This is a genomic window from Streptomyces sp. NBC_00012, assembly GCF_045040875.1.
Taxonomy (GTDB): domain Bacteria; phylum Actinomycetota; class Actinomycetes; order Streptomycetales; family Streptomycetaceae; genus Streptomyces.
In genome coordinates, this window is the sequence record NZ_CP108309.1 from 2957232 (window position 1) to 2980105 (window position 22874).

Annotated in this window: 16 protein-coding genes; 12 read left to right on the forward strand and 4 right to left on the reverse strand. The window is 71.7% G+C overall.

The features are described 5' to 3' along the window. Window positions 1-150: 150 nt before the first annotated feature. Both lon and OHA19_RS13440 read right to left on the reverse strand, forming a co-directional pair. Window positions 151-2571: an endopeptidase La gene (lon, locus tag OHA19_RS13435; protein ID WP_405716564.1), complete on the reverse strand. Its 2421-nt coding sequence runs from the start codon at window positions 2569-2571 to the stop codon at window positions 151-153. Window positions 2572-2797: 226 nt separating this feature from the next. Next, complete coding sequence (locus OHA19_RS13440; RefSeq protein ID WP_405716563.1) at window positions 2798-3286, reverse strand: AAA family ATPase; 489 nt, start codon at window positions 3284-3286, stop codon at window positions 2798-2800. A gap of 148 nt (window positions 3287-3434) precedes the next feature. Here OHA19_RS13440 and OHA19_RS13445 point away from each other — a divergent pair, with 148 nt between their 5' ends. From OHA19_RS13445 to OHA19_RS13455, 3 genes are all read left to right on the forward strand, one after another. Continuing rightward, window positions 3435-5759, forward strand: coding sequence for a bifunctional serine/threonine protein kinase/MFS transporter (locus OHA19_RS13445; protein ID WP_405750340.1), 2325 nt, complete (start codon window positions 3435-3437; stop codon window positions 5757-5759). Window positions 5760-5864: 105 nt separating this feature from the next. Next, window positions 5865-6509, forward strand: a complete 645-nt coding sequence (locus OHA19_RS13450) for a DNA alkylation repair protein (protein ID WP_405753252.1) — start codon at window positions 5865-5867, stop codon at window positions 6507-6509. Window positions 6510-6671: 162 nt separating this feature from the next. Beyond that, complete coding sequence (locus tag OHA19_RS13455) at window positions 6672-7499, forward strand: nucleotidyltransferase (protein ID WP_405716561.1); 828 nt, start codon at window positions 6672-6674, stop codon at window positions 7497-7499. Here OHA19_RS13455 and OHA19_RS13460 read toward each other — a convergent pair. Next, window positions 7426-8274 carry a rhomboid-like protein gene (locus tag OHA19_RS13460; RefSeq protein WP_405716560.1) on the reverse strand — a complete coding sequence of 283 codons (849 nt, stop codon included), beginning with the start codon at window positions 8272-8274 and terminating at the stop codon, window positions 7426-7428. The genes OHA19_RS13455 and OHA19_RS13460 overlap by 74 nt on opposite strands. A 136-nt stretch (window positions 8275-8410) precedes the next feature. Here OHA19_RS13460 and OHA19_RS13465 point away from each other — a divergent pair, with 136 nt between their 5' ends. The 9 genes from OHA19_RS13465 (at window position 8411) to OHA19_RS13505 (ending at window position 19728) form a co-directional block, all read left to right on the forward strand. Beyond that, window positions 8411-9016, forward strand: coding sequence for an RNA polymerase sigma factor (locus OHA19_RS13465; RefSeq protein ID WP_405750342.1), 606 nt, complete (start codon window positions 8411-8413; stop codon window positions 9014-9016). Further along, window positions 9013-10005, forward strand: a complete 993-nt coding sequence (locus OHA19_RS13470) for a zf-HC2 domain-containing protein (RefSeq protein ID WP_405750344.1) — start codon at window positions 9013-9015, stop codon at window positions 10003-10005. Before OHA19_RS13465 ends, OHA19_RS13470 begins: the two co-directional genes overlap by 4 nt. Before the next feature lie 10 nt (window positions 10006-10015). Beyond that, entirely contained in the window at window positions 10016-10819 is an 804-nt protein-coding gene (locus tag OHA19_RS13475; RefSeq protein WP_405750347.1) for an ABC transporter ATP-binding protein, read from the forward strand. Next, window positions 10816-12135 (forward strand): hypothetical protein, encoded by a 1320-nt coding sequence (locus OHA19_RS13480; protein WP_405716556.1) that lies wholly within the window; start codon window positions 10816-10818, stop codon window positions 12133-12135. The genes OHA19_RS13475 and OHA19_RS13480 overlap by 4 nt, the downstream gene beginning before the upstream one ends. Further along, complete coding sequence (locus OHA19_RS13485) at window positions 12132-12755, forward strand: hypothetical protein (RefSeq protein ID WP_405716555.1); 624 nt, start codon at window positions 12132-12134, stop codon at window positions 12753-12755. The genes OHA19_RS13480 and OHA19_RS13485 overlap by 4 nt, the downstream gene beginning before the upstream one ends. Before the next feature lie 161 nt (window positions 12756-12916). Next, a complete protein-coding gene (locus OHA19_RS13490; protein WP_405716554.1) occupies window positions 12917-13618 on the forward strand; it encodes a spermidine synthase in 702 nt (233 codons plus the stop codon). Window positions 13619-13841: 223 nt separating this feature from the next. Then, complete coding sequence (locus OHA19_RS13495; protein ID WP_014154105.1) at window positions 13842-14579, forward strand: response regulator transcription factor; 738 nt, start codon at window positions 13842-13844, stop codon at window positions 14577-14579. Then, the gene (locus tag OHA19_RS13500) at window positions 14576-15652 is read left to right on the forward strand and encodes an ATP-binding protein (RefSeq protein WP_259934378.1); all 1077 of its coding nucleotides are present in this window, start codon (window positions 14576-14578) and stop codon (window positions 15650-15652) included. The genes OHA19_RS13495 and OHA19_RS13500 overlap by 4 nt, the downstream gene beginning before the upstream one ends. 257 nt (window positions 15653-15909) lie before the next feature. Further along, the gene (locus tag OHA19_RS13505; RefSeq protein WP_405716553.1) at window positions 15910-19728 is read left to right on the forward strand and encodes a multifunctional oxoglutarate decarboxylase/oxoglutarate dehydrogenase thiamine pyrophosphate-binding subunit/dihydrolipoyllysine-residue succinyltransferase subunit; all 3819 of its coding nucleotides are present in this window, start codon (window positions 15910-15912) and stop codon (window positions 19726-19728) included. Window positions 19729-19809: 81 nt separating this feature from the next. On the opposite strand, the gene fxsT is transcribed toward OHA19_RS13505, so the two are convergent. Then, the gene (gene fxsT / locus OHA19_RS13510) at window positions 19810-22803 is read right to left on the reverse strand and encodes an FxSxx-COOH system tetratricopeptide repeat protein (protein WP_405716552.1); all 2994 of its coding nucleotides are present in this window, start codon (window positions 22801-22803) and stop codon (window positions 19810-19812) included. Between the last annotated feature and the right edge of the window lie 71 nt (window positions 22804-22874).

Sequence of the window (22874 nt, forward strand, 5' to 3'; positions counted from 1 at the left end):
ACGGGGCACGGACGCGGAACGGCCCGCGGCGCACGGACCCGGAACGGCCTGCGGCGTACGGACGCGGAACGGCCCGCCCACCCGTTGCCGGGAAGGCGGGCCGTCCGTACCGGTCGCGTACGTGGTGCCACGTCCGTCACGCCGTGACGGTCACGCCGCGGCCGGGATCCTCTCGTCGGACCGGGCCGAGGCGGGGGCCAGGGCGATCTCCAGCACCTGGCGGACATCGGTCACCGGGTGGACCTCCAGCGTGTCCAGGACCTCGGCGGGGACGTCGTCCAGGTCGGCCTCGTTCCGCTTCGGGATCACCACGGTGGTGATACCGGCGCGGTGCGCGGCCAGCAGCTTCTGCTTCAGGCCGCCGATCGGCAGCACCCGTCCGGTCAGCGAGACCTCGCCGGTCATCGCCACGTCCGTACGCACCAGCCGTCCGGAGAGCAGCGAGGCCAGCGCCGTCGTCATGGTGATACCGGCGCTGGGACCGTCCTTGGGGACCGCGCCCGCCGGGAAGTGGATGTGCACGCCGCGGTCCTTCAGGTCCGCGACCGGCAGCTCCAGCTCCGCGCCGTGCGACCGCAGGAAGCTCAGCGCGATCTGCGCGGACTCCTTCATGACGTCGCCGAGCTGGCCGGTGAGGGTCAGTCCGGACGCCCCGGTCTCCGGGTCGGCCAGCGACGCCTCCACGAACAGCACGTCACCGCCCGCGCCGGTCACCGCGAGTCCGGTGGCCACGCCGGGCACCGAGGTACGGCGCTCGGCCGGGTCCTGGGCGGACTCGGGGACGTGGTGCGGACGTCCGATCAGACCGCGCAGATCCGCTTCGGTGACCGTGAACGGCAGCTCCCGGTCGCCCAGTTCGTGCTGGGCCGCGACCTTGCGGAGCAGCCGGGCGACGGCCCGCTCCAGGTTGCGTACGCCTGCCTCGCGGGTGTACTCGCCGGCCAGCCTGCGCAGCGCGGACTCGTCGAGCGTCACCTCGTCCTTCTCCAGACCGGCCCGCTCCAGCTGGCGCGGGAGCAGGTGGTCCCGGGCGATGACGACCTTCTCGTCCTCGGTGTAGCCGTCGAGCCTGACCAGCTCCATGCGGTCGAGCAGGGCCTCCGGGATGGCTTCGAGCACATTGGCCGTGGCCAGGAAGACGACGTCGCTGAGGTCGAGCTCGACCTCCAGGTAGTGGTCGCGGAAGGTGTGGTTCTGCGCCGGGTCGAGGACTTCGAGGAGAGCGGCGGCCGGGTCGCCCCGGAAGTCGGAGCCGACCTTGTCGATCTCGTCGAGCAGGACGACCGGGTTCATCGAACCGGCCTCCTTGACGGCCCGCACGATACGTCCCGGCAGCGCACCCACGTACGTACGCCGGTGGCCCCTGATCTCCGCCTCGTCCCGCACACCGCCGAGGGCGACGCGGACGAACTTGCGGCCCATGGCGTGCGCGACGGACTCGCCGAGCGAGGTCTTGCCCACGCCCGGAGGCCCCACCAGCGCCAGCACGGCACCGCCGCGCCGCCCGCCGACCACGCCGAGCCCCCGGTCGGAGCGCCGCTTGCGGACGGCCAGGTACTCGGTGATGCGCTCCTTCACGTCCTGGAGCCCCGCGTGCTCGGCGTCGAGGATCTCCTGGGCGCCCCGGATGCCGTAGGCGTCCTCGGTCCGTTCGGTCCACGGCAGTTCGAGGACGGTGTCGAGCCAGGTCCGGATCCAGGAGCCCTCGGGGCTCTGGTCGGAGGAGCGCTCCAGCTTGTCGACCTCCTTGAGCGCGGCCTCGCGGACGTGCTCGGGAAGGTCGGCGGCCTCGACGCGGGCCCGGTAGTCGTCGGACTCGTCCTCCGGGTCGCCGTTGAGTTCGGAGAGCTCCTTGCGGACGGCTTCGAGCTGGCGCCGCAGCAGGAACTCGCGCTGCTGCTTGTCGACGCCCTCCTGGACGTCCTTGGCGATGGACTCGGCGACGTCCTGCTCGGCGAGGTGCTCGCCGAGCCACTGGATGGCGAGCTTCAGCCGGGCGACCGGGTCCGTGGTCTCCAGGAGCTGCACCTTCTGGGCGGTGGTGAGGAAGGGCGAGTAACCGGAATTGTCGGCGAGCGCGGAGATGTCCTCGATCTGCTGGACCCGGTCCACGACCTGCCAGGCGCCGCGCTTCTTCAGCCAGCTGGTGGCGAGCGCCTTGTACTCCTTGACCAGCTCGGCGGCGGCGCCGGGGAGCGGATCGGGAACGACCGCGTCGACCCGGGTCCCCTCCACCCACAGCGCTCCGCCCGGCCCGCTGGTCCCGGCCCCGATCCGCACCCGGCCCCGGCCGCGGATGAGCGCGCCCGGATCCCCGTCCGAAAGCCGTCCGACCTGCTCGACGGTGCCGATGACACCGGTGCCGGTGTACGTACCGTCGATCCGCGGCACAAGAAGCACCTCGGGCTTGCCGCCACCGGCACGGGCCGTGGCCTGTGCGGCCTCCACGGCGGCACGTACATCGGTGTCCGACAGGTCCAGAGGCACCACCATCCCGGGCAGCACGACCTCGTCGTCGAGCGGCAGCACGGGCAGGGCGAGCGGAGTGACCGCATTGGAATCGGTAGCCATGATCTCCCCTTCGGCAGTCAAGTTGAGCTATGCAGACTCAATGCTCGTGAGCCTTACATTGTTCCCCGGGGTGCGTTCGCTGTGAGCGATCGCGTGCTGCCGTCCTGCAATGGCGGATCTTGCGCAGCTCAGCTCCGAACTGCACATGATCTTGCACAGGCCGGCGTGACCTTGCACCGCCCGGAGCGCCCTGACTTGCCCTGCCCAAGCGCCCTGACCAGACGGGTCACTGCTCCACAGCTGCTGGAAACGGGTCGAACTCCGCCAGCTCTTCGGCCGTCGGCCGCTGGAAGTACCGGATCGCGTCATCGAGATGGTCCTGAGTGATGTGGAACGTGCCTCGCGGCAGGTTCCCGTTGCGCTCGGACAGCCGACGCCGCAGTTCATCCGGTGGCGGATCGAGCAAGCACAGCACGACCTGGGCCCCCAGAGCCCGAGCCTCGCTCCGGTAGTGATCGCGTTCCTCCCGGGACCACAGCCCCCAGTCGAGCACCACGTTGCCGCCCGTCTCAAGAACACGTACGGCGACGCGCCACTGCACCCGCTCGACCGGATCACGCATGGTGTCGAGCTCGTCACCGGAGAGGTGCGGATGAAGCTCATGCAGCCACTCGTCAGCCGTCAACCGAAGGGCCGACCACTCCCGCTCCAGGCGCCTGGCCCACGTCGTCTTGCCGGAGCCGGGCAACCCACAGGTGAGAAAGAGAATCGACACGGCCGCAACCCTACTCAGCGAGGGTGTCAGCAGCGATCGGGATTCGACGGCTTCGCGTGAATCTGCACGGAGGAAAGGGGCACGCACAGCATCGTCGATCTCATCCGTTTCCCCGCCTGCGCCAGCCGCCTCGGGCTAGATTCCTGGAGTGAACCCGCTGACCGCAGAAGACCCCACATACATAGGCCCCTACCGCCTCATCGCCCGCCTGGGCGCCGGCGGCATGGGCCTGGTCTATCTGGGCCGCTCCGAGATCGGCCGTACGGTCGCGGTCAAGGTCGTGCAGGCGGAGTACGCCGCACAGGCCGAGTTCCGCAAGCGCTTCGCCCGCGAGGTGGCGGCGGCCCGGCGCGTGGGCGGGAACTGGACGGCGGACGTCCTCGACGCCGACACCGAGGCCGAAGTGCCATGGGTGGCCACCCAGTACGTGCCCGGCCCGGACCTGACGACAGTCGTCGCCGAGGACTACGGCCCGCTGCCCGAGCACTCGGTCCGCGTCCTCGCCAACCGCCTCGCCCTCGCACTGCGGGCCGTGCACGAGGCGGGTCTGATCCACCGCGACCTCAAGCCGTCGAATGTGCTGGTGACCGTGGACGGGCCGCGGGTCATCGACTTCGGCATCGCACGCGCGATGGACAGCCTGACCGGCGACAGCCTGCACACCCGCACCGGCATGCTGATCGGCTCGCCCGGCTTCATGTCCCCCGAACAGGTCCGGGGACGTGAACTCACCCCCGCCAGCGATGTCTTCTGCCTCGGCGCCGTACTCGTGTACGCCGCCACCGGACGCCTTCTCTTCGGCGCCACCGACACCGGCCTGAACGCCCACCTCTTCCAGATCGCCGAGGACGACCCCGACCTGACCGGCGTACCGGAGTCCCTCGTCGACCTCGTACGCGCCTGCCTGGACAAGGATCCGGCCAGGCGGCCGACCCCGGCGCAGATCTCCGCCCGCACCGGCGGGGACGGCGGCGGCGTATGGCTGCCCGGTGAGGTGCTGGCACAACTCGGCCGCCGCACCGCCCAGTTACTGGACTACGTGCCAGCGGCGCGGGCCGAGGCGCCCGCCGCCGAGCCCGTGACGCAGACGGCCCCCGCCACCCCCTCCGCGGCACCCGCGTACACCCCGACGGCCCCCGCCCCGGCCGCCCCCGCCCCGGCACCCCGCCGCGGGTGGGGCCTGGCGGTGATCGCTCTGGCACAACTGGCGGTGCTGTTCGCAACGACGATCGGTGACTGGTACCACGTCTACGGCGAGTACTCGGTGATGTCCTACCCCTTCGCGGTCGCTTTCGTCGGGCTGTTATTGCCCGGCGGACATGTCGCGGACCGCGTGGGGCGCAGACGGGCGCTGGTCATCGGCCTGGCGGGCTTCGCGGCGGCCGGCCTGTTGTGCGCCGTGTCCGCCGTCTTCCCCGAGTCCTCCCGCATGGCGGCGATCATTCTGGGCCGCGTCCTGCAGGGCGGTTTCGGCGCACTCGTGACGGCGGCGGCGCTGGCCATGGTGGCCACCGGCTTCACCGAACCGAAAGAACGGATCAGAGCCTTCGGTCTCTACGCCTCGGTCAGTGTCTGCGGTCCGGTGCTCGGGCTGCTCGCGACCGAACCGCTGGGCCCGGGCCCGATGCTGGGCATCGGCGTCCTCCTCACCCTGATCGCCCTGGCCGGCATCCGCGTACTGCCGAACGACCGCCCGGACCGCACCGGCGCCCGCTTCGACCTGCCCGGCGTGCTGCTCGGCTCCCTCGGGCCGGCCGCCCTCGCCTACGGCCTCGCCCAGGCCCCGCGGGACGGCTGGGACACCCCCCAGGTGACCGTCGCGATCTTCGGCGGCCTCGTCCTGCTCATGACCTTCCTGTGGTGGCAGGACAGAACTCCGGCCCCGCTCCTCCCGCCGCACGTCCTCCGGGATCGCAGCCGCCTCGGCGGCTTCCTGGCCATGTTCCTCGTCGGTATCGGCATCCTCTGCCTGATGCCGCCCCTGGCTCTCATGATGGGCGAAGAGTCCGGCCATTCGCGCCCGCTCGTCCTGCCGATGCTGCCCATGCTCGCCGCGATCGTCATCGGCGCCACCCAGATCTCCCCACGTCTGCTGCGGCGCGCCGTGCCGCCTCGCCGTATCGTCGTGGCGGGCCTGCTGATCACGCCGCTCGGGCTGGCCCTGGGCATCATCGCCATCGGGGCCGAAGCCCCGTACGTGGAGCTGCTGCCCGGCGTGATCATCGCGGGCCTCGGCATCGGCCTGGTCTTCACACCGCTCTTCGCCACCGCGACCACCGCCGTCGCCCCCCAGCACTCCGGCACGGCGGCGGGCGCCCTCATCGCGGGCCAGTTCGTGGGGCAAGGGCTCGGCACGGCGGTGTACGACAGCCTCAACGGCCCTCCCTGGTGGGCGGTCGTCTGCCTGCTCCTCGCGGGCCTGGTCGCCGGCCGGATGGTGACGGCCGAGACCCCTGCCCCTACCCGGGGTTAGGCCGCCGGGCCCACAGGCGCTTGCGGAACTTCCGCCCGTACGCTGGAATTTCACGCGCGGAGGGCGGACGCCGGGGTGACCGGGACGACGACGGTGGCGCAGGTCATGGCCGAGCTGGCCGAGCTCGACGACCCGAAGACGCGCAGGGCGAACGAGAAGCGCGGCGACGATCACGGAGTGAACCTCGGCAAGCTGCGCGCGCTCGCGAAGCGGCTCAAGACGCAGCAGGAGCTCGCGGGCGGGCTCTGGGCGACGGACGACATCGCGGCGAGGCTCCTGGCGATCCTGATCTGCCGCCCGAAGACGTTCGGGCGCGAGGAGCTTGACGCCATGGTGCGTGAGACGCGCGCCCCCAAGGTGCACGACTGGCTCGTGAACTACGTGGTGAAGAAGAACCCCCACGCCGAGGAGCTGCGCCTGTCCTGGTCCGCCGACCCGGATCCGGTGGTCGCGAGCGCCGGCTGGGCGCTGACCACCGAGCGGGTGGCGAAGAGGCCCGACGGTCTCGACCTCGCGGGGCTGCTCGATGTCATCGAGGCGGAGATGAAGGACGCCCCGGACCGACTGCAGTGGGCGATGAACCACTGTCTGGCGCAGATCGGGATCGAGCACGCCGAGTACCGCGCCCGCGCGATCGGCATCGGCGAGCGCCTGGAAGTGCTCAAGGACTACCCGACTCCCCCGAACTGCACGTCCCCGTTCGCACCGGTCTGGATCGCCGAGCTGGTGCGCCGCCGGGAGGCTGGCTGAGAGGTCGCCCCGCGACCCTCGGCGGGCGCGAAAACCACTCCGGCCGTCGCGGAAGGCTTCGTCACGGAAGGGCCCCGGCGCGAAAGGGCCCGACGCGGAACGGACCCGACGCGAGCGCGAAAATCATTCGTCGCGTCGCGGAGGCACGGGCACAGTGCCCCCATGGACGACGACAGCGGTGGCCGTGGACTGAACGAGGACGGGACGATCCGGCGGGAGGGCTCGCTGAGCCGGGTGCCCGCGGCGTTCGCCCCCGTGGTGGCGGCGGCCCGGTCGCGGATCACCGGAGCGTTCGACGGTACGCGGCTGCACAGCGCGTACGTCTACGGCAGCATTCCGCGCGGCACGGCCGTTCCCGGTGTCTCCGATCTGGATCTGCTGCTGATTCTGCGGACCCGGCCCACCGGGGCCGACGAGGCGGCGGCCCGTGCCGTCGAGGCCGCTCTGGACGCCGGCTTCGGGCAGATCGACGGTGTCGGGGCCCTCCTCACCAGTACCGAAGCCGTCACCAGCGAGCTCGAACGGCACGACCTCGGCTTCTTCCTCGCCTGCCTCTGCACCCCGCTGCTGGGCGAGGACCTCGCCGGGCGGCTGCCGCACTACCGCCCGACCCCGCTGCTCGCCCGCGAGACCAACGGGGACCTGGTGCTGGCCCTGCCCCGCTGGCGGCGCAGGGCCGCCGAGGCGGCGACGGACGCCGAACGCCGCAGCCTCTGCCGCGGGGCCGCCCGCCGGATCGTCCGGTCCGGCTTCACCCTGGTCATGCCGCGGTGGCGGGGCTGGACCAGTGACCTGGCCGAGTCCGCCGAGGTGTTCGCCCACTACTACCCGGACCATCCGGAGCGGGTCGAGCAGATGCGGCTGGCCGCCCGCGTCGGCCGCGCTCCCTCAGCCGATCCGGCCGTCCTCACCACGCTCATCGAGGACCTCGCGCCCTGGCTGGCGACCGAGTACCTCGCGGTGCACGGCGAGAAGGCACCGCGCCCCTGATCACCTCGCCCCTCGCCGCCACACCCCTGGTCACCGCTTCCCCGACCGCACCGGCCCGGCGCAGCAACGGCCAGCAGGCCACGCCGAGCAGCAGCGCCAGCGGATGGCCCCAGTCGGTGAGCGGGTTGCTCAGGTCGACCAGATCGAGCGCCAGCATCACGCCCAGCCCGCCGAGCACCAGCGTCCGGACCAGCGGGGTGAACAGCCCGGTGAGCGCGCCCACGCTCGCCATCAGCCCGAAGCTGATGCCGTAGTCGAGCCGGTGCAGCGACGACTCCGGCAGATGTCCGACAACCACGGAGATCCCGACCGGGATCTCCGTGGCGAGCGTCGCCACGACATGGCCGAGCACGAACACCGCGGCGGTCCGCCATCCTCCGATGCGGCGTTCCAGCGCGGTCAGGACGAGCGCGAGGACGAGGACCATCGGCGAGCCGAGCCCGCCGACGGCCCACAGTGCGCTGGCGGTCAGGACGAGCAGCGGCCGCTCGCCGAGGTGTGCGACGTCCGTGCTCGATTCGCGCAGCACGGCGGCGACGGTGGCGGGATCGGCGAACTCCATGAAGAGGGACGTGGCGACCAGCACCAGCAGGTACCCGAAGGTGAACGGGGTACCTGCGGGTGTCGGCAGCAGCCGCAGCCACCGGCGGGCCCCGCTGTCCGGAGGTGGCGGCGGGGCGGCGGGGCGGTCCGTGCGGGGCTGGAGCGGGATGGCGTCGAGCAGCGGAGCCGCGGAGGGTTCTTCGCGGACCGCCCTGTCCGTACGCTGATGCACCGCGCGAGGCCCCTTTCCATGACAAGCCCCCCAAAGCAACGTCCTACCTTCTGCGATCTTCCCCGGCGCCGTCTATGGCGTGAGCCACACACGCCGCCCGTGAACCGGTCGGACGACGTCACCCGATAGAAGAGGTGTGAAGCTGTTGCGCCCCTCGGGGGAGGATCCGAACGACGACGACGCCCTGCTGCGGGCCGTCGCACAGGGGGATACGGAGGCCCTGGCGACGCTCTACGACCGGCACGCCGGCTGGCTGCTCGCCCGGCTGAGCAGACGGTGCTCGGACGCGGAGACGGTACGAGAGGTCCTTCAGGACACCTTCGTGACGGTCTGGCGCTCCGCCGCGTCGCACCGCGGGGCGCGGGTCGGCGGCTGGCTGTGGGTGATCGCCTCGCGCCGGCTGGTGGACGCCCAGCGGGTCCATGCCCGTACCGATCTCGCCCACCGGGCCGAGCGGACCGGGAGCAACGAGTGGGCCGCCACCGCGCCGTCCGCCGAGGAGCGGGTGCTCGCCGGGCTGGAGTACGGGGATGTGGGCGCCGCGCTCGACCGGATCTCGCCCGAGCTGCGCGAGGTCCTGCGCGCCACGGTCATCGACGGGCTGACGACCCGCGAGACGGCCCGGCTGCTCGGCATACCCGAGGGCACGGTCAAGACCCGGGCGATGCGGGCCAGACGGGAGCTGCGGGCCGCACTGGAGCTGTCGGCCCCGGCGGCCGGACCGCTGGGAGGAACGGCATGACCACGATGGGAGACGACGGCATGCCCCGCTGGCACGTGAGCGAGGAGCTGGCCGGGCGGTACGCCGCCGGTTCGGTGCCGGAGACGGACGCCTGGTCCGTGGAGAAGCACGTGGAGGCGTGCGGGGGGTGCGCGGCCCGGCTCTCGGCGGCGGTACGGGCACGTCCGGAGACGGGGGCGGTGCTGGCCGGGGTGCGCGCGGGGGTGCTGGCCGCGGTGGTGGCGCAGGGGGCACCGGCCGCGGTGACGGCGCGGGCGGCATCGGCCGCGACGACGGCGGCAGGCATGCCGGCACCGGCGGTGGAGGACGCGGGGCCGGTCCGCAGCGCCCCGTTCCGCTTTCCGGGGGCCGCCACCCGCGCCGGGCGGCTGCTGTGGGCCGCCGGGCCCGCGCTGCGCGGACCGTGGCTGCTCGCGCTGGCGCTGGTGGCCGTCGGGGCCGTAGCGCTGGCGTACGGGGCGGGCTCCGGGGCCGGTGAGGCCGTCCGCCCGCTGCTCCTCGTCGTCGCGCCGGTGCTGCCGCTGGCCGGGGTGGCCCTCTCGTACGGCCGGCACGCGGACCCGATGCACGAGATCACCGCCGCCACCCCGTCCGGCGGGGTGCGGCTGCTGCTGACCAGGACCGCCGCGGTGCTCGCCGTGAGCATCCCGGCGCTCACGCTCGCCGGAGCGGTGCTGCCCGCGTCCGCCGGGCGCCCGGGTGCGGCGGCGTGGCTGCTGCCCGGACTCGCGATGACGCTGGCGGCGCTCGTTCTCGGCTCGTACGTCGGCTGCCGCACCGGTGCCACGTCCGTCGCCGTGGCCTGGGCGGCGGCCGTCGTCCTGCCAGCCTTCGCCGCGTCGCCCCCGGCCTCCGTCGCGGCGGCTGCCGCGGCCGCGCGGTACTTCGCGGGCCCCGCCGCACAGGCCGGCTGGGCGGCGGGCGCGCTGGTGTGCGCCGCGCTGCTCGCCGTACGCCGTAGATCCTTCGACCATCTGGAGACGTTGTGAGCGTGAACGCATGAGCGGCACCGAGGCAGTGCACACGGTCGAGGTCAGGGCACTGACCGTCCGGCACCGCAGGACGACCGCGCTCGACGCCGTCGACCTCGACTTCGCGCCCGGCGTGCACGGGCTGCTCGGGCCGAACGGGGCGGGCAAGACCTCGCTGATCCGGGTGCTCGCCACCGTCGCCGCGCCCTCCGGCGGCCGGGTCGAGCTGCTCGGCAGCGAGGTCGGCGCCGGGTCGGACCACCGCGACCGGGCGGCGGTCCGGCGCAGGCTCGGCTATCTGCCGCAGGAGTTCGGCTACTACCCGGGCTTCACGGTCCGCGAGTTCGTCTCGTACGTGGCCTGGCTCAAGGAGATGGACGCGGCGGCGGTCCCGGCGGCCGTGGAACGCGCGGTGGACCGGGTGGGTCTGGCGGACCGGATCGACGCCCGGGTGAAGACCCTGTCGGGCGGCATGGTGCGGCGCGTCGGCATCGCCCAGGCGATCGTCAACGATCCGGACCTGCTGCTGCTCGACGAGCCGACCGCCGGTCTCGACCCGGAGCAACGGGTCGAATTCCGGGCACTGATACGGGAGCTGGGCCGCTCCGCCACCGTGATCGTCTCGACCCATCTGGTCGAGGACGTCGCCGCCGCCTGCACCGATGTCACGCTGATCGAGTCGGGCCGGATCGCGTACCGGGGCACGACACGGGAGCTGACGGAGCTCGGCGGCACCGGGGACGGTGGGGCCGGACTGCCCGACGGCAACCCGATCGAGCGCGGCTACACCTGCGCGCTGCGGGCGCACCGGGCGGCGGTGACGAACCGATGACCGCCTCCGTCACGTCCGTGAAGGCCGCGGCTGGGAGGCCCCCGGCCCGCACCGCCCTGCGGACCGAACTCCGGCGCGGGATCGCCCCCTGGACGGGTCTCGCCGTCGCCCTCACCCTCCTCGTTCCGATGTGGAGCAAGGCTGCCCAGTGGCAGGGGAGCTGGGGCACGACACAGAGCGAACTGCACGCGGCGGCGGCGCTGCTCGGCGGCCCGCTCGTCGCCGCGGCCGCCTGCTGGCAGGGCGGCCGGGAGCACCGCCGGCGCACCACCGAGCTGCTGCTCTCGGTCCCGCGCAGCCGGTTGGCCCAGGTGACGACGGCCGCGGCGCCGATCGCGCTGTGGGCGGCGGCCGGGTATCTGCTCGCGCTGGGCGTGGTGTTCGCGGCGACGGCTCCGTACACCGGGGCGGGCGGTCCGTCCCTCGCGGTCGCCGTCACGGATCTCGGTCTGTTGCTGTCCATCGGCTTCGTCGGCTTCGTGGTCGGGCGGCTGGTGCGGTGGCGGCTGACCGCCCCGGTGCTCGCGGTCGTTCTCTACGTGCTCCTGGGGGCCCCGGGCTATATGGAGGCGGGCGGCCGGTTCCTTAGCCCCGGTGAGCAGTACCAGCTCGGCTGGTCCGTCCCGGTGTGGTGGTTCGCACCGGTCATGCTGGCCTGGACGGGCGGCATCGCCGCCGCCGTGCTGCTCGCGTACGCGGCGCGGCGGCGCCTGTCGGCCGTCGTACCGCTCGCGCTGGCGGTGGCGGCCGGGGCGGTGATCGCGTCCACGGGCGCCGGCCTGCTCCGGGACGACCCGACCGCGACACGCAAGGTCTGTTCGGCACCGGCGCCCGGCACACCGCAGCTCTGCGTGAAGGCCCCCGACGCACCGGTGCTGCCCAGCGTGTCCGCCGCCCTGGCCGGAATGTTCTCGCGCCTGGAGGGAGTGCCGGGCGCTCCGGTCGGATACGTGGACTCCATGTTCCGCCCGAAGGGCGGCGAAGCCGTTCTCGGCTCGGCGACGCGCGGCTGGAGCGTCACGCGGAACCGGCTGACCGATCCGCAGGCGTACGCCTCGAACACCGTCCTGACCCTGGTGAGCCGTGACTGTCCGGGCGGTTCGAGGACGAGCGACCGCGAGGCGGCCGAGCGGGTGGAGCTCACCGACGACGCCGTACGGACCTGGCTGGCCGGGGACGACTCCCCGTGGGACCCGGAAGCCCGCCCCCTCGTCACCCGTCTCGAGGCCATGCCGGACGCCGACCGCAAGGTCTGGCTCGGCCGCTTCCTGGCCGCTCTGAAGAGCTGCGCACCCGCGGAGGTCCCGGCCCTGTGAGCATCCAGCCGCCCCATGCCGCTCCCCCGCTCCTCTACATCCGTTCCCGCGCGCTCCCCCTCACCGCCGCCACCCTGACCTGCGTCACGCTCGTCGCCGCATGGGCCGCCCACTGGCTCCAGGACCAGCCGTACTTCGACCACACCGCCCGCGTCCCGGTCGTCGTGCTGGCCCCGCTGCTCGTCTCCGCCGCGATCGGCACCAGCCTGCACTCGCACTCCGACGAGCTGGACCGGACGGCCGTGCGCCGCTGGTGGCCGCGCCGGCTGCTGCATCTGCTGGCGCTGACCGCGCTGGCGGCCGGGGCCCTCGCGGCAGCGGTCCCGGGGCACCCGGAGGAATTCGGCGTGCCGGCCATGGTGCGCAATGTGCTGGGCGCCACGGGGGTGGCCGCGGCCTCCGCCGCCCTGATCGGTGCCCGGCTGAGCTGGCTGCCGATGACGGTCTACGGCGGCGCCGTCTATCTGGCGGCGCCCCGCACCCCGGGCGGCGCGGCGGCGGTGTGGGCCTGGCCGATGCAACCGGGCCCGCAGGGTGCGGCGTGGGCGGTGGCCGTGACGGCGTACGTGGCCGGGGCGGCGCTCCTCGCGGTGCGCGGCGCACGCCCGGAGCGCGGTTAGGGTCTTTCGTTTGGATCGAGCCCGGCATGATCCAAACGAAGACCCTAACCGCCGCTGCCCTCCCGGCACTCGGGGCAGATGCGGCAATCCACTGGCACCGGGCCGCGCCGACCGGACAGGATGGCGGGGAACCCGCCCGCCGTCCATCGGAGACCCGTGCCATGCCCGACGTTCACCGCTCCGACACCCTCACCCCCGCCGCTCCCGTCACGCTCGACCGCCGCGAAGGCCCGTACGGCGAAGTCGTGCTGCGGGAGCGGGGTGACGACTTCGAGATCATCGCCAACGGGTGCTTCCTGATGGACACCTCGGACGGGCGCTCCGAACGGCTGCTGATCGACGCGGCGCTGGCCGCGCTGCCGGTCGGCCGGACCGCCCCGTCGGTGCTCATCGGGGGTCTCGGCGTCGGCTTCTCGCTCGTCCGGGCCGCCGCCGAGCCGAGGTGGGGGCGGATCGTCGTGGCCGAGCGGGAGCAGGCGATCGTGGACTGGCATCTTCAGGGACCGCTGGCCGCGATCTCCGGAGCGGCGCTCGCCGATCCGCGGACCGGGATCCTGACGACGGATCTCGTCGAGTACCTGCGTATGACTACGGACCGTTACGACGCTCTGTGCCTGGACATCGACAACGGGCCGGACTGGACCGTCACCGAGGACAACACGAGCCTGTACTCCCCGGCCGGCCTGGCGGACTGCCGGGAGCGGCTGACACCGGGCGGCGTTCTCGCAGTGTGGTCCGCACAACCGTCCGCCGACTTCGAACAGGCCCTACGGAATGCCGGATTCGATGGGGTAAGAACCGAAGAGATCAGCGTTGCCCGAGGTGTGCCCGACGTGGTGCATCTCGCACTTCGGACAACCTGAGACCCCCCACCGGGTATCCCCGGCCCCCGGAAGTCCGGGGGCCAAGCGCCACAAGACAGACACTCCGCCACCTCTTCGCGTCCGAGGCGTTACACCCTGCGTAGCCGAGAGCAGTCCGCTGCCTTTACGCTGCTGACCGATAACGGGATCACCCACGAAATCCACAAGCGAAGACCGTGCGTCCGGGGGAATGGCCCCCGCGAGAACGGGCAGGGGCGGGGCGATGGAACAGACACACACCACCCACAACGGTGTCGCGGCCACCCCTGGCGCGCAGCGCCGGGTGCTGGTGGTCGAGGACGACGCCACGATCGTCGATGCCATTTCCGCCCGGCTGCGGGCCGAGGGCTTTCTGGTGCAGACCGCACTCGACGGTCCCGCGGCGGTGGACGCGGCCGAGGCGTGGCAGCCCGATCTGATGGTGCTCGACATCATGCTTCCCGGCTTCGACGGTCTGGAGGTCTGCCGCCGCGTGCAGGCCCAGCGGCCGGTGCCGGTGCTGATGCTGACCGCCCGGGACGACGAGACGGACATGCTGGTCGGCCTCGGGGTCGGCGCCGACGACTACATGACCAAGCCGTTCTCGATGCGCGAGCTGGCGGCCCGGGTCCACGTCCTGCTGCGCCGGGTCGAGCGCGCGGCGCTGGCCGCGGTGACGCCGCGCAGCGGGATACTGCGCCTCGGCGAGCTGGAGATCGACCACGCGCAGCGCCGGGTCCGGGTCCGCGCCGACGACGTCCACCTCACGCCGACCGAGTTCGACCTGCTGGTCTGTCTGGCCAATACGCCGCGGGCGGTGCTCTCCCGGGAGCAGCTGCTGGCAGAGGTCTGGGACTGGGCGGACGCCTCCGGCACCCGTACGGTCGACAGCCACATCAAGGCGCTGCGCCGGAAGATCGGCGCGGAGCGGATCCGTACCGTGCACGGTGTCGGCTACGCCCTGGAGACCCCGGCTCCATGACCCGGCCCGGTTCCGGACTGCGTCCCTTCTCGGTCAAGGCCAAGATGAGCACGCTCGTCGTGGTCTCGGTGTTCATCACCACCGGGCTGCTGATGGTGGCCGTGCGCACCAGGACCGAGCTGCGGTTCATCACGGTGTTCTCGGTGATCGCGACCCTGCTCATAACCCAGTTCGTGGCACACGGTCTGACCTCGCCGCTGGACGAGATGACGACGGTGGCCCGGTCGATCTCGCACGGCGACTACACCAGACGGGTGAGCGGCGCCGACCGGCGCGACGAGCTCGGCGACCTGGCCCAGACGATCAATCGCATGGCGGACGACCTGGAGGCCGTGGACCGGCACCGCAAGGAGCTGGTGGCCAATGTCTCGCACGAGCTGCGAACACCCATCGCGGCGCTGAGAGCCGTGCTGGAGAACGTCGTGGACGGGGTGTCCTCGGCCGATCCCGAGACGATGCGCACGGCGCTGAAGCAGACCGAGCGGCTCGGCAGGCTGGTGGAGACGCTGCTGGACCTGTCCCGGCTGGACAACGGGGTGGTCACGCTCAAGGCCCGCCGTTTCGAGGTGTGGCCGTATCTGTCGGGCGTGCTGAAGGAGGCGAATCTCGCCGCCGGGCACCGCCGGCTGTCCTCCGGTTCCGGGAACCACACCCGCAAGGACGTACATCTGCACCTGGACGTGTCGCCGCCGGAGCTGACCGCGCACGCGGACGCGGAGCGGCTGCACCAGGTGGTGGCCAATCTGATCGACAACGCGGTAAAGCACAGCCCGCCGCACGGCCGGGTCACCGTGCTGGCCCGGCGCGGGACCGCCCCGGAATCCCTGACGCTCGAGGTCATGGACGAGGGACCGGGCATTCCGGAGTCCGAGCGGCACCGGGTCTTCGAGCGCTTCAACCGCGGCGAGGTGCCCTCCCCGCACGGTCCGGGCAGCGACGGCGGTACGGGCCTCGGCCTGGCGATCGCCCGCTGGGCGGTGGATCTGCACGGCGGACGCATCGGCGTGGCCGAATCCGTTCGCGGCTGCCGCATTCAGGTCACTCTTCCGGGGATCCCTCAGCAGCGCGGTTGACATAGGGTTCGAACCGGAAGGGCACGTTCTGCGTGTTCCGTTCAAGGGGTGCGGCCCAGTGGGCCGTAGCCGTGGTCCCCCGTACCCAAAACAAAGCGGAACCGTGCTTGTTTCCCGCCAATTCCCGCACCGAAACCCGCCTTCCGATGTGACTTGCGCGACGAAGACCGGCCCGGCCTGCGTGGAACGGCTGGGGAGGCGTAGCCTTGATTTCCGCTGTCCATCACCTTGTGAAGCGGAAGAGGGCGGTTGCCGCCGTGTCGTCTCAGTCCCCCAGTAACTCGAGCATCTCGACCGACCAAGCCAGCCCGGGTTCGAACCCGGCTGCTGCTTTCGGGCCCAATGAGTGGCTCGTCGACGAGATCTACCAGCAGTACCTCCAGGATCCCAATTCGGTCGATCGCGCCTGGTGGGACTTCTTCGCCGACTACAAGCCGGGTACGTCCGGCACGGCGGACAAGCCCGTTCCCGGTGCCCCGGCCGCAGCGGCCGCGGTGACCCCGGCCGCGCCGGCGCCGGCCAAGGCCCCGGCCGCACCCGCTCCGGCCCCCGCGGCCCCGGCCCCCGCACAGGCCGCCCCCGCCGCCGCTGCTCCGGCAGCCCCGGCGAAGCCCGCCCCGGCTCCGGCCGCGAAGGCCGCCGAGCCCGCCCCGGCCAAGGCCGCGGCCGCGCCGGCCACCGAGGCCCCGGCCGGACCCGAGTACGTCACGCTGCGTGGCCCCTCGGCCGCCGTCGCGAAGAACATGAACGCCTCGCTGGAGCTGCCGACGGCCACGTCCGTCCGCGCCGTCCCGGTGAAGCTGCTCTTCGACAACCGCATCGTCATCAACAACCACCTCAAGCGCGCCCGGGGCGGGAAGATCTCCTTCACGCACCTCATCGGGTACGCGATGGTGCAGGCCCTCAAGGCCATGCCGACGATGAACCACTCCTTCGCACTGAAGGACGGCAAGCCGACCCTGGTCAAGCCTGAGCACGTCAACCTCGGCCTCGCCATCGACCTGGTGAAGCCGAACGGCGACCGCCAGCTGGTCGTCGCGGCCATCAAGAAGGCCGAGACGCTCAACTTCTTCGAGTTCTGGCAGGCCTATGAGGACATCGTCCGCCGCGCCCGCAACGGCAAGCTCGGCATGGACGACTTCACCGGCGTCACCGCCTCGCTGACCAACCCCGGCGGCATCGGCACCGTCCACTCGGTGCCCCGCCTGATGCCCGGTCAGGGCCTCATCATGGGCGTCGGCGCGATGGACTACCCGGCCGAGTTCCAGGGCACCTCCCAGGACACCCTGAACAAGCTGGGCATCTCCAAGGTCATGACGCTGACCTCGACGTACGACCACCGGGTCATCCAGGGCGCCGCCTCCGGCGAGTTCCTGCGGATCGTCGCCCAGCTGCTGCTCGGCGAGAACGAGTTCTACGACGAGATCTTCAAGTCGCTGCGCATCCCGTACGAGCCGGTCCGCTGGCTGACGGACATCGACGCCTCGCACGACAACGACGTCACCAAGGCCGCGCGGGTCTTCGAGCTGATCCACTCCTACCGGGTCCGCGGCCACGTCATGGCCGACACCGACCCGCTGGAGTACCGCCAGCGCAAGCACCCCGACCTGGACATCACCGAGCACGGCCTCACCCTGTGGGACCTGGAGCGGGACTTCGCGGTCGGCGGTTTCGCCGGCAAGTCGATGATGAAGCTCCGCGACATCCTCGGTGTGCTGCGTGAGTCGTACTGCCGCACCACCGGCATCGAGTTCATGCACATCCAGGACCCGAAGCAGCGCAAGTGGCTCCAGGACCGGGTGGAGCGCCCGCGCGCCCAGCAGCCCGAGCGCGAGGAGCAGCTGCGGATCCTGCGCCGGCTGAACGCCGCCGAGGCGTTCGAGACCTTCCTGCAGACCAAGTACGTCGGCCAGAAGCGGTTCTCGCTGGAGGGCGGCGAGTCCGTCATCCCGCTGCTCGACGCGGTCATCGACTCCGCCGCCGAGGCCCGCCTCGACGAGGTCGTCATCGGCATGGCCCACCGCGGCCGGCTCAACGTCCTCGCCAACATCGTGGGCAAGTCGTACGCCCAGATCTTTCGCGAGTTCGAGGGCAACCTCGACCCCCGCTCGATGCACGGCTCCGGCGACGTCAAGTACCACTTGGGCGCCGAGGGCACCTTCACCGGTCTGGACGGCGAGCAGATCAAGGTCTCGCTGGCCGCCAACCCCTCGCACCTGGAGGCGGTCGACCCGGTCCTGGAAGGCATCGCCCGCGCCAAGCAGGACATCATCAACAAGGGCGGCACGGACTTCACGGTCCTGCCCGTCGCGCTCCACGGCGACGCGGCCTTCGCGGGCCAGGGCGTCGTCGCCGAGACGCTCAACATGTCGCAGCTGCGCGGCTACCGCACCGGTGGCACCGTGCACGTGGTGATCAACAACCAGGTTGGCTTCACCGCCGCCCCGGAGTCCTCGCGCTCCTCGATGTACGCCACCGACGTGGCGCGCATGATCGAGGCGCCGATCATCCACGTCAACGGCGACGACCCCGAGGCCGTCGTCCGCGTCGCGCGGCTCGCCTTCGAGTTCCGCCAGGCGTTCAACAAGGACGTCGTGATCGACCTCATCTGCTACCGCCGCCGCGGTCACAACGAGGGCGACAACCCGGAGTTCACCAACCCGCAGATGTACACCCTGATCGACAAGAAGCGCTCGGTGCGCAAGCTGTACACCGAGTCCCTCATCGGTCGCGGCGACATCACCCTGGAAGAGGCGGAGCAGGCGCTCCAGGACTTCCAGGGCCAGCTGGAGAAGGTCTTCGCGGAGGTCCGCGAGGCCACCTCGCTGCCCGCCCCGGCGCACACCCCCGAGGTCCAGCCGGAGTTCCCGGTCGCCGTGACCACCGCGATCTCCCCGGAGGTCGTGAAGGTCATCGCGGAATCCCAGGTCAACATCCCCGACCGGATCACCGTCCACCCCCGCCTGATGCCGCAGATGCAGCGCCGCGCGGCCTCGGTGGAGAACGGCACGATCGACTGGGGCATGGGCGAGACCCTGGCCATCGGTTCGCTGCTGATGGAGGGCACCCCGGTCCGGCTCGCCGGCCAGGACACCCGCCGCGGCACCTTCGGCCAGCGTCACGCGGTCCTCGTCGACCAGGTGACCGGCGAGGACCACACCCCGCTGCTCTACCTCTCCGACGAGCAGGCCCGTTACAACGTCTACGACTCGCTGCTCAGCGAGTACGCGGCGATGGGCTTCGAGTACGGCTACTCGCTGGCCCGTCCGGAGTCGCTGGTCGTCTGGGAGGCCCAGTTCGGTGACTTCGTCAACGGCGCGCAGACCGTCGTCGACGAGTTCATCTCCTCGGCCGAGCAGAAGTGGGGCCAGACCTCCGGCGTCACGCTGCTGCTGCCGCACGGCTACGAGGGCCAGGGACCGGACCACTCGTCCGCCCGCCCGGAGCGCTTCCTCACGCTGTGCGCGCAGAACAACATGACGGTCGCCATGCCGACCCTGCCGTCGAACTACTTCCACCTCCTGCGGTGGCAGGTGCACAACCCGCACCACAAGCCGCTGATCGTCTTCACCCCGAAGTCGATGCTCCGCCTCAAGGCGGCCGCGTCGAAGGCGGAGGAGTTCACCACCGGCGGCTTCCGCCCGGTGATCGGCGACGACTCGGTGAACCCGGCCGACGTCCGCAAGGTCGTCTTCTGCGCCGGCAAGGTCTACTACGACCTGGAGGCCGAGCGTACGAAGCGCGGCGTCACGGACGCTGCAGCTGCCAGCACGGCGATTATCCGTCTGGAGCGCCTGTACCCGCTGCCGGGTGCCGAGCTCCAGGCCGAGATCGCCAAGTACCCGAACGCCGAGAAGTACCTCTGGACCCAGGAGGAGCCGGCCAACCAGGGCGCCTGGCCGTTCATCGCCCTGAACCTGATCGACCACCTGGACCTGGCCGTCGGCGCGGACGTGCCGCACGGCGAGCGCCTGCGCCGCATCTCGCGTCCGCACAGCTCGTCCCCGGCGGTCGGCTCGGCCAAGCGTCACCAGGCCGAGCAGGCACAGCTGGTCGCCGAGGTCTTCGAGGCCTGACCCGCTGCTGAACGGACCGAAGGGCCCGGCCCCCGCGAGCAACTCGCGGGGGCCGGGCCCTTCGGTCCGTCCGGCAGGCTCTCAGACGATCGGGGGCTCGAAGTCCCAGTACGGGCGGTTGCGCGAGCGGGCCGAGACCGTGTGGACGTGCTGGGCCCCGAGGGTGGTCACCAGGTCGCCCAGCGCCTCGTTCTCGACCTTCTCGGCCCGCTGCCGCTCCCGTACGCCACGCAGGTCCGCGGCGTGGGCGATCCGGGCGGAGAGGGTCAGCGGGTGGGTCCGTCCCAGGGTCTCGGTGGCCCTGGTGATGACCGCGTCCGTCAGCGAGGCCGCGGATTCCGGGTCTCCCACCAGGTTGCGCAGCGCCGAGGCGTTGATGGCGCACCCCAGGGTCCAGGGGTGGTACTCGCCGACGGCCTGCGTCAGCGCGGCGAGGGCCCCTTCCAGGAGGGCATGGGCCTGGTCCCGTTCACCCACGTTGCGCAGGATCAGGGCGTGGTTGGCCCGCGTCCCGGCCACGAAGGGGTGCTCCTCCCCCAGCATGTTCAGATAGCCGTCGACGACCTTCTCGCTTATGGCCCTGGCCTGGTCGATGTCCGCGTGCTCGCGGGCGAAGCAGCTCTGCCCGGCCGCGAACATCATGGTCAGCGGGTCGTCCTCGCCCAGCACGCGCTCGCACCGCTCCAGGACCCGGGTGAACAGGGCCGAGGCCTTGGCGCGCTCTCCCGAGCGGTAGTGGCACAGCGCGAGGTTGTATTCGGCCCGCAGGGTCTGCGGGTTGTCGTGGCCCAGGACCAGCCGGTGCACCCGGACGCTCTGGTTCTGGAGCGACAGCCCGTCGCTGTAGCGACCGAGCAGCCGCAGGTCGGTGGCGTAGTTGGTCTGGGAGGCCAGGGTCCAGTTGTGACGCTGGCCCAGGAACTGCCGCCGGGCTTCCAAGGTCCGCCGGTTGAGCTCCAGGGACTCCTCGTACCGGCCGAGGAGCCGCAGCGAAACGGCCAGGTTGTTCTGCGCGTTGAGCGTGCGTGAGTCCTGGTCACCCAGCAGTTCGCGGTAGGCGGCGAGGACCCAGCCGGACATTTCCAGCGCCTCGTCGTACCGGCCGAGGCCGCGCAGGTCGGCGGCGAGGCCTCCGGCGGCGCGCAGGTGCTCCAGGTCCTGTACGCCGCGTTCGGTGCGCAGATGGTCCACGGCGGCGCGTTCGATCGCTTCCGTCCCGGCGTAGTCGCCGACGGCCCGCAGCAGGTTGGCGTAGTGGTAGCTGAGGTCCCAGATCCTGGGGTGGTCCTCGCCGAGCAGTTCCCGCCAGGCGTTCATGGCGCGTTCGCCCAGCTTGATGCCGGCCCGGTACTCCCCCGAGAGGTACATGTAGCGCAGGCAGTTGAGCACCAGCGACTGCACCGCCGGGTCGGCACTCCTGAGCACGTCGGCCCATTTCAGGTGCGGGGTGATCTCGGCGTAGGCGGGCCACAGGCGGGTGTCGGTGGGCCTGCCGGGGTCCGCGGCGGCGAGGGCCCGGCGGACCACGTCGATGAACTCCTTGCGGTCCCGCTCCGTCATGTCGTGGCCGACGATCTGGTGGACCATGCGGTGCATGTAGAGCGATTCGCCGGACGACGCCTCGTCGACGGCCGACTCGTGGGACTCCAGCCGGACCACGGAGTACTGGCGGAGCTGGGCGATCGCCCTGTTCCACAGCAGCGGGTCGTTCATCAGGCCGGAGACCTGTTCCGGCAGCTCGCCCGCGGGCATTTCCTTCAGCAGCCGCACCGGAATGGAACCGGGCGCGAAGAAGCTGCACAGGCGGAGCAGGTCGACGGACTCGGGGACGGTGTCCTTGAGCTTGTTCAGCAGTATCGACCAGGCGGTCTGGAAGGCGAGCGGAAAGTCGGCGGAGACCTTGACGACGTCCTGGTCGATGCCGCCTTCGAGGAGTTCGATGTACTCCTCGACCGAGAGGTCGGAGTCGTTCAGCCAGCCTGCGGTCTGGTCGAGGAGGAGCGGGAGGTCTTCGAGCGCCTCGGCGAGCCGGTCCGCCTCGGCGGGGTCCAGGCGCGGTGCGCGGCGCCGGACGAAGGCGACCGACTCGTCCCGGTTGTAGACGGGCACCTCGACGAGGTTGCTGTTGTGCTCGCCCCACTCCGGATTGCGCGAGGTGATGAGGACGTGCCCGGGGCCGGTCGGCACCAGGTCCCAGATGTGTTCGGGCTCGTCGGCGCCGTCGAGCACGAGGAGCCAGTGCGAGTGCGGTTCGCCCCGGCGCAGCGCGTCCCGCACCGCGCGCAGCCGCTCGCCGTACTCGACGCCGGTGGACAGGCCCAGCTCGGGGGCGAGTTCGGCGAGCCGCTGGCGGTAGAGCGCACGCCGGTCGGCGGGCACCCACCAGACCACGTCGTACTCGGAACCGAAGCGGTAGACGTACTCCGCGGCCAGCTGGGTCTTGCCGACGCCGGACATGCCGTACAGCGCCACGACCCCGGCGCCCGACCCGGCGTCCTGGAGGGCCTGATACGTCTTGTTGAGCAGTTCCTCACGGCCGGTGAACCGGGTGTTGCGGCGCGGTACGCCGCCCCACACCTCGGGGGTGTCGGCCGGGTAGCGGGGGCCCGGCCGCTGCTCGACCTGCTCGGGCAGCGGGTCGGTGGGCAGGCCCAGGCGGACCAGGAGCCGCCGCTCGGCCTCGTCTGCGCCGACGTTGGTGAGGTCGGCGGTGCCGAGGACCGAGGTGGCACCGGGCAATGCCGACGTGGTGAGGCAGACGGCGGCGAAGCGGTCCGGGTCGGGGGCGACGACCTCGCGCAGCGCCCTGTTCCACTCGTCGTGGGTGCGGGGGCCGAGCTGGAAGTACCAGTCGCTGAGGACCATCAGGACGCGGCCCCTGGAGAGCGTCAGATCGCGCAGCGACTCCTCCAGCGGCACCTCCACCGGGGGGTCCCAGCGCTGCTGGACGACCGTCACTCCGCGTCGTTCCAGGCGGTCCCCGATCCATGTCGCCCAGGCCCGGTTGAAACCGGCGAAACTGATGGTGACGGTTTGCGCCCCGGTTGCTCCAACTTGCCTACGCGTTCCGGGCATTCAACCGTCTCCCTGCCTCGATTCGAGCCTTGTCAACATACACCGGAGCCCGGTCGCTCCGGCGGACAATC

Bases quoted from the DNA above. Each gene is read 5' to 3' on its own strand.
- lon (WP_405716564.1), bottom strand. From the start codon at position 2,571: ATGGCTACCGATTCCAATGCGGTCACTCCGCTCGCCCTGCCCGTGCTG.
- OHA19_RS13450 (WP_405753252.1), top strand. From the start codon at position 5,865: ATGGCCGAGCTGGCCGAGCTCGACGACCCGAAGACGCGCAGGGCGAAC.
- OHA19_RS13455 (WP_405716561.1), top strand. From the start codon at position 6,672: ATGGACGACGACAGCGGTGGCCGTGGACTGAACGAGGACGGGACGATC.
- OHA19_RS13470 (WP_405750344.1), top strand. From the start codon at position 9,013: ATGACCACGATGGGAGACGACGGCATGCCCCGCTGGCACGTGAGCGAG.
- OHA19_RS13475 (WP_405750347.1), top strand. From the start codon at position 10,016: ATGAGCGGCACCGAGGCAGTGCACACGGTCGAGGTCAGGGCACTGACC.
- OHA19_RS13480 (WP_405716556.1), top strand. From the start codon at position 10,816: ATGACCGCCTCCGTCACGTCCGTGAAGGCCGCGGCTGGGAGGCCCCCG.
- OHA19_RS13490 (WP_405716554.1), top strand. From the start codon at position 12,917: ATGCCCGACGTTCACCGCTCCGACACCCTCACCCCCGCCGCTCCCGTC.
- OHA19_RS13495 (WP_014154105.1), top strand. From the start codon at position 13,842: ATGGAACAGACACACACCACCCACAACGGTGTCGCGGCCACCCCTGGC.
- OHA19_RS13500 (WP_259934378.1), top strand. From the start codon at position 14,576: ATGACCCGGCCCGGTTCCGGACTGCGTCCCTTCTCGGTCAAGGCCAAG.
- fxsT (WP_405716552.1), bottom strand. From the start codon at position 22,803: ATGCCCGGAACGCGTAGGCAAGTTGGAGCAACCGGGGCGCAAACCGTC.